Source organism: Flavobacterium sandaracinum, assembly GCF_004349135.1.
GTDB classification, from domain to species: domain Bacteria; phylum Bacteroidota; class Bacteroidia; order Flavobacteriales; family Flavobacteriaceae; genus Flavobacterium; species Flavobacterium sandaracinum.
Genome location: NZ_SMFN01000011.1, coordinates 30,017 through 47,557 on the forward strand (window position 1 = coordinate 30,017; position 17,541 = coordinate 47,557).

12 protein-coding genes are annotated in these 17,541 nt (G+C 35.8%); 1 reads left to right on the top strand and 11 read right to left on the bottom strand.

Annotation, left to right across the window (positions count from 1 at the left end; all coding sequences use genetic code 11):
* Position 1: 1 nt before the first annotated feature.
* From E0F91_RS10330 to E0F91_RS10370, 9 genes are all read right to left on the bottom strand, one after another.
* Positions 2 to 2,017 (bottom strand): transglutaminase family protein, encoded by a 2,016-nt coding sequence (locus tag E0F91_RS10330; RefSeq protein ID WP_243698878.1) that lies wholly within the window; start codon positions 2,015 to 2,017, stop codon positions 2 to 4.
* A 3-nt stretch (positions 2,018 to 2,020) separates the two neighbouring features.
* The gene (locus E0F91_RS10335) at positions 2,021 to 3,931 is read right to left on the bottom strand and encodes a DUF3857 domain-containing protein (RefSeq protein WP_132066468.1); all 1,911 of its coding nucleotides are present in this window, start codon (positions 3,929 to 3,931) and stop codon (positions 2,021 to 2,023) included.
* Between the two features lie 148 nt (positions 3,932 to 4,079).
* Positions 4,080 to 4,532 carry a D-aminoacyl-tRNA deacylase gene (dtd, locus tag E0F91_RS10340; RefSeq protein ID WP_132066469.1) on the bottom strand — a complete coding sequence of 151 codons (453 nt, stop codon included), beginning with the start codon at positions 4,530 to 4,532 and terminating at the stop codon, positions 4,080 to 4,082.
* A gap of 114 nt (positions 4,533 to 4,646) precedes the next feature.
* Positions 4,647 to 5,624: a ribosome small subunit-dependent GTPase A gene (gene rsgA, locus E0F91_RS10345; RefSeq protein ID WP_132066470.1), complete on the bottom strand. Its 978-nt coding sequence runs from the start codon at positions 5,622 to 5,624 to the stop codon at positions 4,647 to 4,649.
* A gap of 285 nt (positions 5,625 to 5,909) precedes the next feature.
* Positions 5,910 to 6,992: a bifunctional 3-deoxy-7-phosphoheptulonate synthase/chorismate mutase type II gene (locus E0F91_RS10350; RefSeq protein ID WP_132066471.1), complete on the bottom strand. Its 1,083-nt coding sequence runs from the start codon at positions 6,990 to 6,992 to the stop codon at positions 5,910 to 5,912.
* Positions 6,993 to 7,114: 122 nt separating this feature from the next.
* Positions 7,115 to 7,972 carry a prephenate dehydrogenase gene (locus E0F91_RS10355; RefSeq protein WP_132066472.1) on the bottom strand — a complete coding sequence of 286 codons (858 nt, stop codon included), beginning with the start codon at positions 7,970 to 7,972 and terminating at the stop codon, positions 7,115 to 7,117.
* A gap of 137 nt (positions 7,973 to 8,109) precedes the next feature.
* A complete protein-coding gene (locus E0F91_RS10360) occupies positions 8,110 to 9,258 on the bottom strand; it encodes a pyridoxal phosphate-dependent aminotransferase (RefSeq protein WP_132066473.1) in 1,149 nt (382 codons plus the stop codon).
* 64 nt (positions 9,259 to 9,322) lie between these two features.
* Positions 9,323 to 10,150 (bottom strand): prephenate dehydratase, encoded by an 828-nt coding sequence (locus E0F91_RS10365; RefSeq protein WP_132066474.1) that lies wholly within the window; start codon positions 10,148 to 10,150, stop codon positions 9,323 to 9,325.
* A gap of 494 nt (positions 10,151 to 10,644) precedes the next feature.
* Entirely contained in the window at positions 10,645 to 11,892 is a 1,248-nt protein-coding gene (locus E0F91_RS10370) for a dicarboxylate/amino acid:cation symporter (RefSeq protein WP_132066475.1), read from the bottom strand.
* A 190-nt stretch (positions 11,893 to 12,082) separates the two neighbouring features.
* Here E0F91_RS10370 and gldA point away from each other — a divergent pair, with 190 nt between their 5' ends.
* Complete coding sequence (gene gldA, locus E0F91_RS10375) at positions 12,083 to 12,979, top strand: gliding motility-associated ABC transporter ATP-binding subunit GldA (RefSeq protein ID WP_132066476.1); 897 nt, start codon at positions 12,083 to 12,085, stop codon at positions 12,977 to 12,979.
* Positions 12,980 to 13,162: 183 nt separating this feature from the next.
* On the opposite strand, the gene metF is transcribed toward gldA, so the two are convergent.
* Positions 13,163 to 14,119 carry a methylenetetrahydrofolate reductase [NAD(P)H] gene (metF, locus tag E0F91_RS10380; protein WP_132066477.1) on the bottom strand — a complete coding sequence of 319 codons (957 nt, stop codon included), beginning with the start codon at positions 14,117 to 14,119 and terminating at the stop codon, positions 13,163 to 13,165.
* An 80-nt stretch (positions 14,120 to 14,199) separates the two neighbouring features.
* On the bottom strand, positions 14,200 to 17,307 hold the full coding sequence (locus E0F91_RS10385) for a vitamin B12 dependent-methionine synthase activation domain-containing protein (RefSeq protein ID WP_132066478.1): 3,108 nt from the start codon (positions 17,305 to 17,307) through the stop codon (positions 14,200 to 14,202).
* Positions 17,308 to 17,541: the final 234 nt, after the last annotated feature.

Genomic DNA, 17,541 nt, shown 5'->3' on the forward strand with positions numbered 1-17,541 from the left:
TTTAAATTTTACTCAATACAATTTTTTCATTTTCCTTTTCCATCATTTTTTGATAAAACTCCTTTAAAGCTGGATAATATTCAGCTGAAATAATTGGCCTATTTATTTGGCTCAAAATCGAAACTTGAATAGAATCTCCAGATAAACTAGTCAAGAATTTAAAGCTCCCTAAGCCGTCCTCCATCAAGATACTTGCCGATGCGGGAAAAGACTCTACTTTGTATCCTGCTGGAATCTGTAAATTAATTGCGTATTTATCTAAAAAAGGAAAACCGAAATCAACAGGATATTCTCTAATTTCTTGTTTAAAAGGATTATTGCCTTGACTAAAAGACAGCATGGGTTTAATATAAATTTTACCTCCTAATATTTCGCTAGAATTAGCCCCAGTAAATGAAATTGTTTCTATTAGAGGTAATTTAAGATCATTTTCATTGGCTCTCAAATAATCACTTACTTCAATTTTATCATTTTCGTTTTCAAATTTTTCTAAATAGGCCTCTTCCTTTAAATCTTTGACGTTTGATCTAAAAATCATAGCATTATGATCTGTTCTTTGGCGTCTTAATTTACCAACAACTTCCCCTTTATCATTTACAGCATAATTCATGGTGATGACATCATTTGATGTTTGTTTTGGCATTAGATCTACTTCTGATGAAGTTCCGTCTTTTCGAATAAGCCTTCCCAACCAGTTGAGATCTCTAAAAGGCAAAACATTAGGACTCGAAAATTTATCTGTAGCATCTAAGAGTACTACATCCGTTCCGTTTTCTACTGCTGCAATAACATAATTAAAAGCCGTTCTGTTAGGAAATAGAGCGATACCATTTGAACGGGTACTAACCAAAACAGGATTTGCTGTCAATCCTGCATGACGCAGCATGGCGGTAAGCATAAGATTTATTTCGGCTACGTTTCCTGTTTTGTTTTTGTACGCTTGTTTGACTCCATCATTACAAGAATAGCCATAGTAATCATTCCATTTTACAGTTGACTTTACGTATTGCAAGATGGCGGTAATTTTTTCTTCAGCTGTATTTAATCCTGCTAATACTGCTTTTAAATCCTCTTCAAAATAACCCGTCTTATTCAATTCTGGTCCAAAATCATCGTAGTTATAAATGGTCTTGACTACCGCATTCCAGTTTGTTGAGTAGGCATTTAAAGGCTCCCCTGGATATTTTGTCATGGCCAATTCTTGCACTAAACTCGACGTATAATTATCAATATTGTTAACAAAAGATTCTTCTTTCATTGCGGGCATATTTTGAGCCAAATAAGTTGTTCTAGTTTCTAAATAATCTATTTTGTCACTACTAAAAGACGTTTGCGTGACTCTGTTTGATGTGGTTCTTTCCTTAGAGTTTAAAGTTATAGAATTTCTACCGTTCTCTACGGTTACTACAGGCCTGATAAATCCTTTCAAATTTGCATTGTAAATAAAATACTCTGGTACATAATTTTTATATTCGGAGTAATTCACTGGAATACTACTCTGAAAATACCAGTCCCGCGGACTACCTGTTCTAACGCTACGAATAGTATATTTAAACTCAATCACCGAACCTTGTTTTATATTAGGCATTGTTATTTTTTTTTGTCCCCAATATTTGTTTAGGACTTCATCAAATTCTCCATCACTTTTGAGTTTTGTTTTTTCAATTTTGTCATTAACTAAATTATAAGTTGTTGCATCCGAAAAGGATACTGTTTCCTTAGCATCATTTACTGTGTAATAACGAATGCTCTTATTAGCCCATTCATACCCTTCTTTTTTGTAAATTTTAATCCGTGCTTTAATCTCCGTAATCATCACGAAACCTTTCTCTTGCGAATATTCAAAACTATTTTTTCCCTTTTCGAATAGAACGGCCGCAACTGCACTAGAATCTTTTGGATGCACCTTCTCTTGCAGCTCTGCAAGGGAAACTTTTCCCAATTCAAAATTTTGAGCTTTCATATTTGACAATGAAAAAAGTAGTATCACTATTAAAAATGCTGTTTTGAATGACATGTTTTATTGGTTTTTGGTTAAAATTATTTTGGCGTTATCGTTTTTCGAAATCTGGTCCATAAAAAGGCGGTATTCGTCATATTCCTTATTGGAATACAATCCTTTTTTAATAAATAAAGTTCGTTTGTAAACTAAAGTAGAGTCGTCTTTTTTAACAATTTCTGATTTGTATTCACCAAACTTAGTTATACTCTCAAAATCGGAGGGAATAAATTCAACTGTAAATCCTGCCGGCAGCGCAACTTCGATTTCGTCCGTATCAATAAATCCTCTTTGTATTTCAAATGGATTCTTACGATTTCTGATTCGTTTGACACTTCCTGTAAATTGATTAAAAGCATTTATAGCAAACATCATTTTGCTACCAGAAATAGTACCATAATTTATGGCATTAATACTTCCATTTTCAGTAAAACGAACCTTCTCTTTATCATTGGAGAAAGTTGTTTTTTCTATTTTCAAATTATTAATAGTACTCCAATACCCTTTATAATGTGCTTCTTTAGCAGTAGGTTGCATATTTTCTATCGCAGCTTTTCTCGCATATTGTGATCCTTCAGAAACTATAGTGATCTTCCCTGAAAAATTCCCATTAGTATCAATTGCATAATTACCTTTACTAATTTGTGCATTATCTTTGTTGTGGTACGTTTTAGTATGAATAATTTCGCCACCGTCAGGTTTCATAACAACGACATCTCTATCGTCTGTAAAGTTGGCCTGATACCCAAAAGGATCATCTTGACTAGTGCATTCTAAAAAAATAGTATCCTCTCCATTGGGAACGCATAAAATAACGTGATTTCCTTGGATGGAGAAAAAATCAGCCTCCATGTTTCGTATATCTTGATCACCAAACAATTCAGTGTAATAAGACGGAACGCCAACCACATCCAATAATGCTCTTGTGTAATTGGACAATGCCTTACAATCTCCATAGCCTAGCCGATCAACATCGCTAGCAAGCATGGGTTTAAATCCACCTATACCAACCTGCACGCTTACATATCTTGATTTTTCTTGCATATATTGATACACGATTCTGGCTTTTTTAATTGGATCTGTTTCACTGCCAACTAATGATTTAATTTTAACTTTAGTTTCATCATTCAAAATGGCTGTACCCATCAAAATATTTTCAGAGAACCATTTTCCATATTCTTTCCAATTTTTGGCAGTACCATCAACACCTTCAAGATTGAAGCTTTCTAACCCCATCATGACCTTTGGAAAAACTTTCGAAACTGGAGTGAAATCCTCGAATTTTTGGGCTAAAACAGTAGCAACCGAATACGATAATTGGGTTGCGGTATCGGTATCTTTTTTAATTTTGAAATTAGAAAAATTAAACTCCTTCTTTTTAAAACCGAGAGTAGCAGGAAAATTCACATTCAAGACGCTTTTCTCTATACTGACATAAAAATCCGAAAGTATGGACCACGTTGGAATAAACGCCGTATTTGAAGTTTCTATTTCACTCTCATACACTACTGTAAAAGGATATTGTGTGGGTGTATACTCAATATAAATATAGCGACCGTCAGAAAAAATGGTACTTCCACCAGACGCACTTTGATCTTTAAAATCTTTTCGTTTTATTTTTTTGATTTCATTTCCCAGAGCATCATAAATGATTGCTTCAATTGCTTTAACCGTTCTTCTTTTATCGTAACTCTCGATGGCATCAATGGCATTAATTCCTTTTTCGTTCAAAACGGTAACGACTCTCTTTGTTTTGATATTCATACTCCTTTGAGACGAAATAACAATGTCAATTTGATTTAAACGCACGACGGCATTAGCATTTTCTGTCAGACTATCTGAAATGTTAAGCGATTGATATTCATTTTTTTGAGCATGAACTGTAAAAGCAACAGTTGTAAAAAAAAGCAAAAACAGCGAAGTAATTTTCATTATAATAATTGAAATTGTGAATAATAAACCAAAAATTCATAAGAGTACCAGTACTTATTTTTGTAAAAAGTATGGAAATTTTTTATTTTGGAATTTCTATTATTCGTGGTATTCAAAAATATACTAAATCTTACAATAAACAAGTATTTTACTCTTTATTTTTGCTATCAATAGTGATGGTGACAGGCCCGTCATTTAACAGAAGTACTTTCATATCCGCACCAAAAATACCTGTTTGTACTTTTTTACCCAGTTCTTTTTGCAAATGGCTTACAAAAATTTCATATAAAGGAATGGCAATTTCTGGTTTTGAAGCTTTGATATACGAAGGCCGATTTCCTTTTTTGGTCAAGGCATGCAATGTAAATTGGGAAACTACAAGTACTTCGCCGTCGATATCTTTGACAGATAAATTCATCAGATCGTCTTCATCACCAAAAATGCGGATGTTCGTAATTTTATTCACCAACCAATCAATATCTTCTTGATTATCGGCATCTTCAATACCAACTAAAACCAAGAGTCCTTTTTGAATATCCGCTACGATTTTGTTATCTATTGTTACGGAGGCTGAGGAAACTCTTTGTATTACTACTTTCATAGCCCCCTAGCCCCCGAAGGGGAAATTATCAAAATTGTAAATAAAAAAATTTGTCATGATTTCTGATTTTATTTTTAACAGTTTAACGTTCCCCCTTCGGGGGTTAGGGGGCTTTTACTCCCTCGTTTTATCACTAATGATTCTATCCTCATTATGAATATCAGTTCTGTAATTTTCATCATCACCTTCCAGAATTTTAAGGTAACTTCTGTAGCGAGACCAAGCGATTTCATCTTTTTCCAAAGCTGCTTTTATAGCACAATGCGGCTCTTCCTTATGCAAACAATTGTTGAATTTGCATTGCTCTTTCAATTTGAAAAACTCAGGAAAATATCCACTGATTTCTTCTTTTTCCATATCTACAATTCCAAAACCTTTGATGCCTGGCGTATCGATAATTCTGGCATCAAAAGACAGATCATACATCTCAGCAAACGTTGTTGTGTGCTGTCCTTGTTTGCTTGCTTCGGAAATCGTTTTTGTTTTTAAATGCAGTGATGGTTCCATAGCATTCACTAAAGTTGATTTTCCAACTCCAGAATGCCCAGAAAACATACTCACTTTGCCAATCATCATTTCCTTTAATTGTTCAATTCCTTTCATTTCAGTAGAAGAAACGCGCAAGCATTTGTATCCAATTTCTTGATACACATGCTGCATGTACAACTGTTCGTCCAGCGTAGCGTCATCAAAAGTATCTATTTTGTTAAAAACAAGAACAGTTTCAATTCCATACGCTTCCGCTGTAACCAGAAATCGATCAATAAAATTAAAAGTCGTTGGCGGATTATTGATCGTAACCAACAAGAAAACCCGGTCAATATTAGACGCTATAATATGCATCTGATGCGATAAATTCACTGATTTCCGTACGATATAGTTCTTCCTGTCATGAATTTTATGAATCGTTCCCGTAACAGTGTCGGATGATTCTTCGAGTTCATAATCCACAACATCGCCTACAGCAATAGGATTGGTACTTTTGATTCCTTTAATTCGGAATTTCCCTTTCATACGGCATTCTATAAAATCACCTTGTTCGGATTTTACGGTGTACCAACTTCCTGTAGATTTGTATACGAGTCCTGTCATTTAGGATTATTTGATTGAAGATTAACGATTTTAGATTTCTGATTTAAAATCTAAGACTTTGCAAAGATAAAGGATTTTTGATTGAAGATTAACGATTTTAGATTTCTGATTTTAGAAACCTATTAATTCCCAAATAGTATCTTCAGTATCAACACATATACAGCTACTTCAATATAAACTCCCATAACCATGAATAAAAAAACCCAAAAACTATAAGCCTTTGGGTTTTTATAAAAATCTGAATCTACGACTCCCGAAATCAGAAATCGTTAATCCAAAATCATTTTAAGCATTCAACACTTTGTCTTGGTGACTGATACTTTCTTGGTGAATTGCTTTGAACATTCTTAGTACAAACTCTTCCGAAAGTCCTTTGGTCTCCCCATCCAAAATCATTTTGCCTAATATTTCATTCCAACGATTGTTTTGTAATACTGCGACGTTAGCTGCTTTTTTCACCAAACCAATTTCATCCGCTACTTTCATACGTTTGCCTAAAAGTTCTAACAAAGTAGCATCAAGTACATCAATATTTGCTCTTAATTTTTTCATTTTCTGCGTAAACTCATCCGAAACATCATCTAATTTTCTAACTTTTAAATCAATAAAAATTTGTTTCAACGCATCAGGAGTCACCTGCTGTGCAGCATCACTCCAAGCGTTATCAGGATCAATATGTGTTTCGATAATCATACCGTCATAATTCAAATCTAAAGCTTCTTGCGTCACTTCAAGAATCATTTTACGGTCTCCAGTAATATGAGATGGATCTATAATTAAAGGTAAATCAGGGAATTTATTTTGCAATTCAATAGCAATTTGCCATTCTGGAATGTTTCTGTATTTAGTTTTCTCGTAAGTCGAAAACCCTCTGTGAATCACACCCAATTTCTCGATTCCGGCATTGTACAAACGCTCTACACCACCTAACCACAATGATAAATCTGGATTTACTGGATTCTTTACCAATACAATTTTCTTAGTACCAGCCAAAGCATCTGCAATTTCTTGCACTGCAAAAGGATTCACGGTTGTTCTTGCTCCAATCCACAAAACATCGATATCATATTCCAAAGCTAATTTTACGTGAGCCGCATTGGCTACTTCCGTTCCCATCAACAATCCAGTTTGTTCTTTTGCTTTTTTCAACCATTTCAAACCTATTTCTCCAACACCTTCAAATCCTCCTGGACGCGTTCTTGGTTTCCAAATTCCTGCTCTAAAAATACTTACATCTGAATCTTTCAATTCATGTGCTATTTTCAACACTTGTTCTTCGGTTTCAGCACTACAAGGTCCTGCTATCACTAATGGATGAGTCAAATTAAATTCATTCAACCAATTTCTCATTTCTTTCTTGTTTTCCATCTTTTCTAAATTTTCCCCACCCCAGCCCTCCCCGAAGGGAAGGGAGCTGTAAATGGACGATTGTTACTATTTAATTGTTATTATGTTATTCTTTTTTCCTGTAAACCGTGACTGAACACTGATCACTTTTTAACGTTCATTCCGTTTAATATTTCCTTTATTTTATTCACACTTTGCATTTCATTGTAAATCGCGTCGTAATCTTCATTTTCTAATAATTCTTTAAACTTTGACAAATTCGAAATGTATTCATCCAATGTTTTTACGACCTGTTTCCTATTTTGTTTAAAAATTGGCGTCCACATTGCTGGCGAACTTTTGGCCAGACGAACCGTACTTTCAAAACCAGATCCCGCCATATCAAAAATATCCTGCTCGTGTTTCTCTTTGTCAATTACCGTTTTTCCTAACATAAAAGCACTTATGTGAGACAAATGCGACACATAAGCAATGTGTTTGTCGTGTGATTTCGGGTCCATATAACGGATTCTCATTCCCATTTCTTTAAACAGATCCAACGCTTTTTCCTGTAATTTGAAAGTCGTTTTCTCTACCTCACAAATGATGTTTGTCTTCCCTTGAAACAATCCTTTTATTGCTGCCGATGGTCCTGAAAACTCCGTTCCTGCTATAGGATGCGTAGCGATAAAGTTTCTTCTTTTAGGATGATTCACGACCGCTTCACAAATAGGCATTTTAGTAGAACCCACTTCAAAAACTATCGTTTGATCACCAATTGCATCCAAAACTTGCGGCAAAATAGTCAATGTCACATCCACAGGAACCGAAACGATTACATAGTCCGCATCGGCTAAATCTTCCAGTGTTGCGGCTGCATCAACAACCCCCAAAACGATGGCTTCCGCCAAATGACTTTCGTTGTTATCAATCCCATAAATTTTGGCTTCCGGATGCAGCGTTTTAATGTCCAATACCATCGAACCGCCTATCAATCCTATTCCTATTACAAATACTTTCATCTCTTATTTTTTTTGTAGCTAATCCTGCTATTCGTTTCAATCTTTTATGCCGAACCCCGGCATAAAAGGATTTCCACTGCTATCAGGGCTAGGGAATCTCGTTATCCAGAAATTTATTTTTCCTCAAACGACTTTTTTTAAGCAAATCTGCTAATAGCTTCCTGTACTTTTTCTTCTTTTACACACAATGCAAATCGTATGTATCCTTCGCCATTGCTCCCAAAAATAGTTCCCGGCGCGATAAATATAGATTTCTCATACAATATTGTATCAATAAACCGTTCTGCAGAGGTTATTCCGTCAGGCAATTTGGCCCAAACAAATAACCCAACACCTTCTTTGTACACTTTACATCCCAATTTCTCAGCCAACAGCTCCGTTAGAATGCGCCTCTTTTTATAAATTTCGTTCATAGAATCAAACCAAATCGTATCGCTTTTCAACGCTTCGATTGCTCCTTTTTGAATCCCAAAGAACATCCCGCTATCCATGTTGCTTTTTACTTTCAAAACAGCATCAATACAAGCTGCATTTCCTAACAGCATTCCCACTCGCCAACCCGCCATGTTGAAAGTCTTGCTCAAAGAATTCAATTCCAAAGCCACCTCTTTGGCGCCTGCCACTTGCAACAAACTCATTGGATTGTCATTTAAAACAAAACTGTATGGATTGTCATTGATTAATAAAATGTTGTGTTTTTTGGCGAAAGCCACTAACTTTCCAAACAATTCTAAACTTCCTCTCGCTCCTGTTGGCATGTGCGGATAACCAATCCACATGATTTTTACTTTCGATAAATCCAGTTGTTCCAAAGCCTCAAAATCAGGTTCCCAGTTGTTGCCTTCTTTTAAATCATAATATACCGGAACCGCTCCTACCAAATTAGTCACCGAAGTATATGTTGGGTAGCCTGGATTTGGTGTCAAAACGTGGTCTCCTTCATTCAAAAAAGCCAGTGAAACATGCATAATTCCTTCTTTAGATCCCATTAAGGGCAAAATTTCATTAGCTGGATTTAATGCAACTCCATAATTATTCTGATAAAAATCAGCCATACCTTGTCGCAACTCTGGCAATCCTTGGTAACTCTGGTATTGATGCGCATTTTCATCTTGCATTGCCAGAACCACTGCATCAATTACAGCTTGTGACGGTTGTAAATCAGGACTTCCAATTCCCATATTGATAATGGGTTTTCCTTCGGAAGCCAGTTGTCTTACTTCTCTTAATTTTGAGGAGAAATAGTATTCTTCAATTATATCGAGACGTTTTGCTGTTGTAATCATTCTTCTATTTTAAATTTCATGTAAATTAACCTTGATCTTTTTCCCCTTCTGGGATTAGGGAGATTTATAATTTCGTGTTCCTATACTCCCCTAGTACTTTGAAATATTCCGCCATAATGACCAATAAAGATTTTGCTTTTGCATAATCTTCATATTTTTCAAAAGTCACATCCACAAAAAAGGAATATTTCCAAGGTGTTTCAATTTTTGGCAACGATTGGATCTTGGTTAAATTCAGTTTACAATCACTCATCACATTCAAAACTGCCGCTAAACTGCCACGTTTGTGATCCAACTCAAATTTGATAGACGCTCTGTTAATTTCGTCTTCTGGTACAAATGAATTCTCTTTTTTGACGATTACAAAACGGGTCATATTATTTTTAATCGTTTGAATTTCCGGCGCTAAAATTTCCAAATCATACATTTCAGAAGCGGTTTTACTGGCAATTGCGGCAATTCCTTTCAACTGATTCTCTTGAATTCTACGCGCGGTTTCAGCAGTATCTTTATCTTCAACTAGTTTTATATTTGGATATTTTTTCAGGAATTCCATACATTGTAAAATAGCCATAGGATGTGAATGGACTTCCAGAATATCTTCCATTTTCTGCCCTTTTAACGCCATTAAATTTTGATGAATTCTCAAATAATGTTCTCCTATGATGTGCAAATTATTTTTGTCAATCAAAGCGTAATTTGGAATAATTGGTCCCGCAATAGAATTCTCAATCGCCATAACTGCCTGATCTGATTTACCTGAAAGAAGGTGATCCACTAACTCTTCAAAGGATAAACATTCGTCCAGAGCAATATTTTGATCGAAATATTCCTGTGCCACCTGATGATGAAAAGAACCCGTTATGCCCTGTATTCCAATTATTTTGTTCATTTTACACACTTTTAAGCAAAAAAAAATCCCGATTTACATCGGGATTGTATATTTATAGTATCAATTTAATTTTTCTAACTAAATAACCATACAACAATCCCTTTCTACCTTCCAGAAGAAATAATAAGAGTTGCTAAAATAAAATCGGTTACTCAACATGTTGTTGTTTTTTTGTATTACTTACTCTGCGAATGTATACATAATTTCCAGCTAACCCAAAAAAAAAGGAGGCTTTTATTGCACTAAAAAAGGATTCACTAAAAAACTGGTTATTAATTATGTAATAATTAAAAAAAGGCTTTAAAAATCTCATTTAGTTAGTGAGTATTTGAAATTTATATCCCTAAAATCTTTTCTAAGCTACATTTTATGCCAATTATAGACAAGACAAACTCGTACCACTGCCTATCAGAGTTATTATAATGCCAAGAAAATATCAAAATGATTTTATTTACAGAGGATTAAATCAGTACTACTTTAAAATCAATATCAAATCAAGCCACTAATTTTTCGGTAAGCCATTTTTTTCCTTCCGAAATTCGGGTCACCAACATCGCAGAAACCAAATCCCCATTGGCATTTAGCAAAGTTGCCATTGGATCTACTAAGGTTCCTATAATCATAGCTGCAGGCAAAGCTTGTTCCATTGGAAAACCATAAACGGTAATCGCCAGAATTTCTCCTATGTAACCTCCATTTGGAATTCCGCCCTCGACTACTGAAACAATTACCGTAATTCCCAATGCCACTAATAACGTAATCGGATCGGTTAAATCTTTTCCAAACATCGCAAAAATCACGGCAATTTTAATAATCGAAGACATGCTCGAACCATCCTTATGCAAAGGCGCACCCAGTGGAATAACTACATTTCTGATGTGAGCCGGAATATTCATTTTTTCGGCACCTTCCAGATTAGCAGGAATTGTAGCAATGCTACTACAAGTTCCCAATGCAGTTAATGAAGGCGTAATATTATTTTTCCAAAACACTTTAAATCCTACTTTTCCGCCAGCAATGAAAGCATACAAACTAAAAAATACAACAAAGTAAAAAGCACAAACTGCATAATACAGTCCCAAAGGTTTTGCGTAGGCGCCAAATAATTGCGGTCCAAAAATCCCAACCTGATATGCAAAATAAGCACCTAATCCTATTGGTGCCGTTTTCATAATGATGTGCAGCAACTGTTTCATCACTTCATTGCCTGAATTCAAAAACCTACTGAAATCTTTCCCTTTTTCACCCGATTGCAAACTGGCAAATCCTATCAAAAATGAAAATATAATGAGCGCTAACATATTTTTTCGAGACAAGAGTTCAAAGAAATCACTTGCAGTTAGCAATTGGGTTATTTGAGAACCCGCGCTACTTTCCTGAATGGTTTCTAATGGAATTTTAGAAATAATAATATCCTGCTGAATAGGAAATAACAAGACAGCAACGAGCATCAAAATAGCCGAAATCAACACGGTGCTTAAAAACACTCCTATAACAATTACAAATAACTTTCCCAGTTTCTCTGTTTTTTCTAAATTGGCAATCGAAGATGCAATCGTAAAAAAAATCAACGGAATAATGGCTGTAAACAACAAATTCAGAAATATATCGCCCAAAGGTTTAATCACTTCTACTCCTTTTCCAAAAACTAAACCCAATATACTTCCTGCCAAAATTCCGCCAAGAAGCAATAATATACTTTTGTAATTCTTCAAGAAATTGCCAAATTGTATTGTTGCCATAGTATTCTATTTTATTGTAAATATATAAATCTATACCACTAGTTATAACCTATTTTTTGACTTTAAAAAGTGGAATTTGCACCCATTTAAAAATTTGAATTAAAAAAATCTTAAAAATCCTTTGAATCAGTGGCAAAAGAAACAACAAATCAATCCATTTTCTGTTTACTTTTGTACCAAATAAAATTCCATGTCAATAGAAGTTAGTAATATATCCAAAAGTTACGGTGCCCAAAAAGCACTGGATAACATTTCATTTTCTGTCAAAAAAGGGGAAATTGTTGGTTTTTTAGGTCCAAATGGTGCCGGAAAATCGACCTTAATGAAAATATTGACCACCTATATTAATGCCGATGAAGGGATAGCAATCGTAAATGGAAACGATGTGAACACTCAACAAAAAGCAGTGCAACTTTCTATTGGTTATCTTCCAGAACACAATCCGTTGTATTTGGATTTGTATGTGAGAGAATATTTGGCTTTCAACGCAGATGTATATAAAGTAGCTAAATCCCGCATTGAAGAAGTGATTCAATTGACAGGTTTAAGTACCGAAAGCCATAAAAAAATAGGACAATTATCTAAAGGATATCGCCAGCGTGTAGGTCTTGCAAACGCTTTATTACACAATCCTGATGTTTTGATTCTCGATGAACCAACAACTGGTTTAGATCCGAATCAATTAATGGAAATTCGAAATGTGATTAAAAACGTGGGGAAAGACAAAACCGTTTTCCTTTCTACACACATTATGCAGGAAGTAGAGGCAATTTGCGACCGTGTTATCATCATTAATAACGGGAAAATTGTGGCTGATAAAAAACTGGACAACTTAATTTCTGCCGACAAGGAACAGGTTATCGAAGTGGAATTTGATTATAAGATCGAAGAACAAGCTATTGCAAAAATCCCCCATTTAAAATCTTTCAAAAATATACATGATTGCTCTTGGGAACTGACTTTTCTATCCGATAAAGACATGCGCCCAGCTGTTTTTGATTTTGCTCACGATAACGGTTTGAAAACATTACAACTGAATCAGAAAAATAAAAATTTGGAGGCTGTTTTTAGAGAAATTACGAAATAAGTGTCAGGTATTCAGTTACGACTATTCAGTATTCAGATAAAAAAGCTTCGTTTTGTCATTCCGACGAAGGAGGAATCTCATCAAGTGTGATTCCTCCTTCGTCGGAATGACAAAATTATTAAAATTAAAAAAGCTTCCAGCCTTTATAAAGATTGGAAGCTTTTGATATAATAACATGAAATTCTAAAAAACCTTACTCGCTATTTGTTTTATATTTTCTGATTTCCCCATTGAATAATAATGCAACACGGGAACTCCGGCAGCTTTCAACTCTAATGATTGTTGAATTGCCCATTCGATTCCTACTTGTCTAATATCTGCATTATTCTTACATTGATCTACTGCATGAATTAAATCTTCCGGCAAATCGATTCTGAAAATTTGCGGCAAAACTTGTAAATGTCTTTGGACCGCTATTGGTTTGATTCCAGGAATAATAGGAACAGTAATTCCCATTTCTCTGGCTTTGGCAACAAACTCAAAATATTTTGCATTGTCAAAAAACATTTGTGTCACCACATAATCCGCACCGGCTTCCACCTTCTCTTTCAAACGTTTCAAATCGGAAATTAGCGATGGAGATTCTAAATGTTTCTCCGGATATCCCGCAACTCCAATACAAAAATTGGCTTTATTATCAACATCCATGACTTCATGCAAGTACTTTCCGCAATTTAGTTGGTTAATTTGCTTGACCAAATCAACAGCAAAATCATTCCCTCCTAATTTAGGAACAAAAGATTGCTCGTCTTTCATCGCATCACCACGCAAAGCCATCACATTATCAATTCCTAAATAATGACAATCGACCAATAAATATTCGGTTTCTTCTTTGGTAAAACCACCGCAAAGCACATGAGGAACGGTATCAACATTGTATTTATGTTTAATCGAAGCACAAATTCCAAGAGTTCCAGGGCGCATTCTGGTTAGTTTTTTTTCCAATAATCCATTACCCTTATCGACATAAATAAATTCCTCGCGAGAGGTGGTTACATCTATAAATGGCGGTTTGAACTCCATCAACGGATCAATATTATCGTATAATTCCTGAATGCTTTTTCCTTTTTGAGGCGGAATAATTTCGAAGGAAAATAATGTTTCGCCTTTTGCTGCTTCTATATGTTGTGTTACTTTCATTCTTTTTTTGTTTAAAGTTTAAGGTTTAAGTTTTAAGGTTTCTTTCGAACAACTTTAGACTTTAAACCTTAAACATCTTTTTAATCTGCAATATTCGGGCTCAGCCATTTCATAGCTACTTCGGTGGACACACTTCTTCGTTTGGCATAATCGATGACTTGATCTTCTTTTATTTTACCTAGTCCGAAATACTTGCTTTCCTGATTTCCAAAATAATAACCAGATACGGATGAAGCGGGCCACATCGCCATACTTTCAGTCAGCGTGACTCCAATTTCTTCTTCCACATTTAGTAATTTCCAGATTGTCGGTTTTTCTAAATGATCTGGACAAGCCGGATACCCTGGCGCCGGACGAATGCCTTTGTACACTTCTTCAATCATGGCCTCCGTACTTAAATTTTCATCGGCCGCGTAACCCCAAATTTCCTTACGGATTTTTTCGTGTAAATACTCCGCAAAAGCTTCTGCAAAACGGTCGGCCAATGCCTTCACCATAATCGAATTATAATCGTCTAAATCTCTTTCGAATTCGGCCGCCCATTCATCCACACCAAAACCGGTTGTTACGCAGAACGCGCCCATATAATCCGTTTTACCGCTGTCTTTTGGAGCAATAAAGTCAGATAATGCGATGTTTGGAGCGCCTTTGGTTTTTTGAGATTGTTGGCGAAGCGTCAAAAAGAGCCCCCTAACCCCCGAAGGGGGAACTTCTACCTTTGTCGATAATTCTTTATTAATAGTATCAATAGTCCCATTTAAATTATTCAGAACTTGATTGTTTGTATATCTGACAACTTTAAATCCTTTTGATTCTAGCCAAATAGTTCTGTCTCTGTCGTATTCAATTTGTTCAGGATCATTATGAATAGAACCATCTACTTCAATAACTAACTTTTTTTCTAAACACACAAAATCAACAATATATTCCCCTACTACATGTTGTCTTCTAAATTTAAACCCTTCAATCCCCTTATTAGACAAAACATTCCACAGCATTTTTTCAGCTTCTGTCGGTTTGTTTCTCATCTCTTTTGCCCGTACTTTTAACCTGTCATACATAACAGGACTTGCAGTTTCCCAAGTCTGCTTATCTACCATTTCAGTAGCTCCCCCTTCGGGGGCGGGGGGGGCTTCGTATATTTCAATATCATCATCATTGACTTGATTCGCAGGAAAAATTCCATAAATTCCTTTGGCTGTCAATTTCTTTTCCTTCAAAATAACGGCTAACATTTCTTTGGCATCTGCAAAAACGGAAGTCGCTTGTTCACCTACAACCTCATCCGTTAAAATAGCCGGGTATTTTCCGAACAATTCCCATGTTCTAAAAAACGGTGTCCAGTCAATATAGGGAACCAAAACATCCAAATCGACTTCGATTGTTTTTGTTCCAATAAAATTAGGCTTCATCGGGTTGTATTTATCCCAATCCAATTGCAATTTATTTTTGCGAGCTTGCTCAATCGTCAGAAAATTTTTGTCACGGGAACGGTTCAAAAACGTTTCTCTAAAGGCATCATACTCCGCTCGAATATCACTTGCATATATTTTTTTATCTTTATTCAGTAAACTTCCCGCAACGGTTACTGCTCTCGAAGCATCGTTTACGTGGATAACTGTTTCTCGGTACTGAGGTGCAATTTTTACGGCAGTATGGGCTCTTGATGTTGTTGCTCCCCCAATCATTATTGGGATTTTCAAACCTCGTTTATCTAGTTCTTTCGCCAGATATACCATTTCGTCTAATGACGGTGTAATTAATCCGCTTAACCCAATGATATCAACGTTGTGTTCTATTGCAGCAGCTATAATTTTTTCTGGAGGCACCATTACGCCTAAATCTACAATTTCATAATTATTACAAGCTAAAACCACTGAAACAATATTTTTTCCAATGTCGTGTACATCTCCTTTTACAGTTGCCATCAATATTTTGCCATTCCCTAGCTTGTCGCCAGCTTCTTTACTAGCTTCAATGTAAGGCAATAAATACGCTACCGCTTTTTTCATAACCCTTGCTGATTTTACCACTTGCGGTAAAAACATTTTCCCCGAACCAAATAAATCCCCAACGACATTCATCCCCGCCATCAAGTTGATTTCGATTACTTCGATTGGTTTTGTCGCTGCTAATCTTGCTTCTTCAACGTCAATTTCTATGAATTCATCAACTCCTTTTACTAGCGAATGTGTCAATCGTTCTTGAATAGTTCCCGAGCGCCATTCTTGAACTGCTTTTTCATTGCTCTTTACATCTCCTTTTACATTTTCGGCAAAGTCCAATAATCTTTCGGTTGCATCATCACGTCTGTTTAGAATTACGTCCTCAACACGTTCTAAAAGATCCTTCGGAATTTCGTCATAAATAGAAAGCATTTCTGGATTCACAATTCCCATTGTCATTCCGTTTTGAATCGCATGGTACAAGAAAACCGAGTGCATTGCTTCCCGAACCGTATCATTTCCTCTAAACGAAAACGACACATTACTCACCCCACCGCTAATATGCGCATGTGGAAGATTTTCTCTAACCCATTTAGTTCCTCTAAAGAAATCCAAGGCATTCAAGCGGTGTTCTTCCATTCCTGTTGCTACCGGAAATATATTCAAATCGAAAATAATATCTTGAGCTGGGAATCCCACTTTATCCACTAATATATCATACGAACGTTGGCAAATTTCTATTCTACGCTCATAATTGTCCGCTTGACCTACCTCATCAAAAGCCATCACAATTACTGCAGCGCCATATCGCTTGATTAATTTAGCGTGATGTATAAATTGCTCTTCCCCTTCTTTTAACGAAATAGAATTCACCACACTCTTACCTTGCACCACTTTCAAGCCCGCTTCGATAATATCCCATTTCGAGCTGTCAATCATGATTGGAACCCTAGAAATATCAGGTTCAGCAGCAATTAAATTCAAGAATTTTGTCATGGCATATTCGCCATCAAGCATTCCTTCATCCATATTAATATCAATGATTTGCGCGCCACCTTCCACTTGTTCTTTTGCAATACTGAGTGCTTCTTCGTATTTTTCTTCTTTGATTAATCGAAGGAATTTTCTAGAACCTGTAACATTCGTGCGTTCACCAATGTTCACAAATACGCTTTCCGGCGTAATGATCAAAGGCTCTAATCCCGCCAATACAAGGTTTTTCCTAGTTTCTTTTTCTGCCATTTTTTATCTTATTTGATCCTTCACGATTTCAGAAAACGTGTAGGTTTCGTATATCTTATTACTATTTTGGGCGTGACCCAAAAAGGGTCGGGCTATTCGTTTCAAGTCCTCGCTACGTTGCGCTATCGCTACACTTCGCTGTGGGCTTTTCACTGCTATCCCTCACGCGGTTCTGTGATAACGACAATATTATTTGCTTCTTTTTGTCATTCCGACAAAGGAGGAATCTCACTA

What these genes read in the sequence shown, in the direction of transcription:
- E0F91_RS10330 (WP_243698878.1), bottom strand. Translation starts at nt 2,017, where the DNA reads ATGTCATTCAAAACAGCATTTTTAATAGTGATACTACTTTTTTCATTG.
- gldA (WP_132066476.1), top strand. Translation starts at nt 12,083, where the DNA reads ATGTCAATAGAAGTTAGTAATATATCCAAAAGTTACGGTGCCCAAAAA.
- E0F91_RS10350 (WP_132066471.1), bottom strand. Translation starts at nt 6,992, where the DNA reads ATGGAAAACAAGAAAGAAATGAGAAATTGGTTGAATGAATTTAATTTG.
- rsgA (WP_132066470.1), bottom strand. Translation starts at nt 5,624, where the DNA reads ATGACAGGACTCGTATACAAATCTACAGGAAGTTGGTACACCGTAAAA.
- E0F91_RS10335 (WP_132066468.1), bottom strand. Translation starts at nt 3,931, where the DNA reads ATGAAAATTACTTCGCTGTTTTTGCTTTTTTTTACAACTGTTGCTTTT.
- E0F91_RS10365 (WP_132066474.1), bottom strand. Translation starts at nt 10,150, where the DNA reads ATGAACAAAATAATTGGAATACAGGGCATAACGGGTTCTTTTCATCAT.
- E0F91_RS10360 (WP_132066473.1), bottom strand. Translation starts at nt 9,258, where the DNA reads ATGATTACAACAGCAAAACGTCTCGATATAATTGAAGAATACTATTTC.
- E0F91_RS10385 (WP_132066478.1), bottom strand. Translation starts at nt 17,307, where the DNA reads ATGGCAGAAAAAGAAACTAGGAAAAACCTTGTATTGGCGGGATTAGAG.
- E0F91_RS10355 (WP_132066472.1), bottom strand. Translation starts at nt 7,972, where the DNA reads ATGAAAGTATTTGTAATAGGAATAGGATTGATAGGCGGTTCGATGGTA.
- dtd (WP_132066469.1), bottom strand. Translation starts at nt 4,532, where the DNA reads ATGAAAGTAGTAATACAAAGAGTTTCCTCAGCCTCCGTAACAATAGAT.
- E0F91_RS10370 (WP_132066475.1), bottom strand. Translation starts at nt 11,892, where the DNA reads ATGGCAACAATACAATTTGGCAATTTCTTGAAGAATTACAAAAGTATA.
- metF (WP_132066477.1), bottom strand. Translation starts at nt 14,119, where the DNA reads ATGAAAGTAACACAACATATAGAAGCAGCAAAAGGCGAAACATTATTT.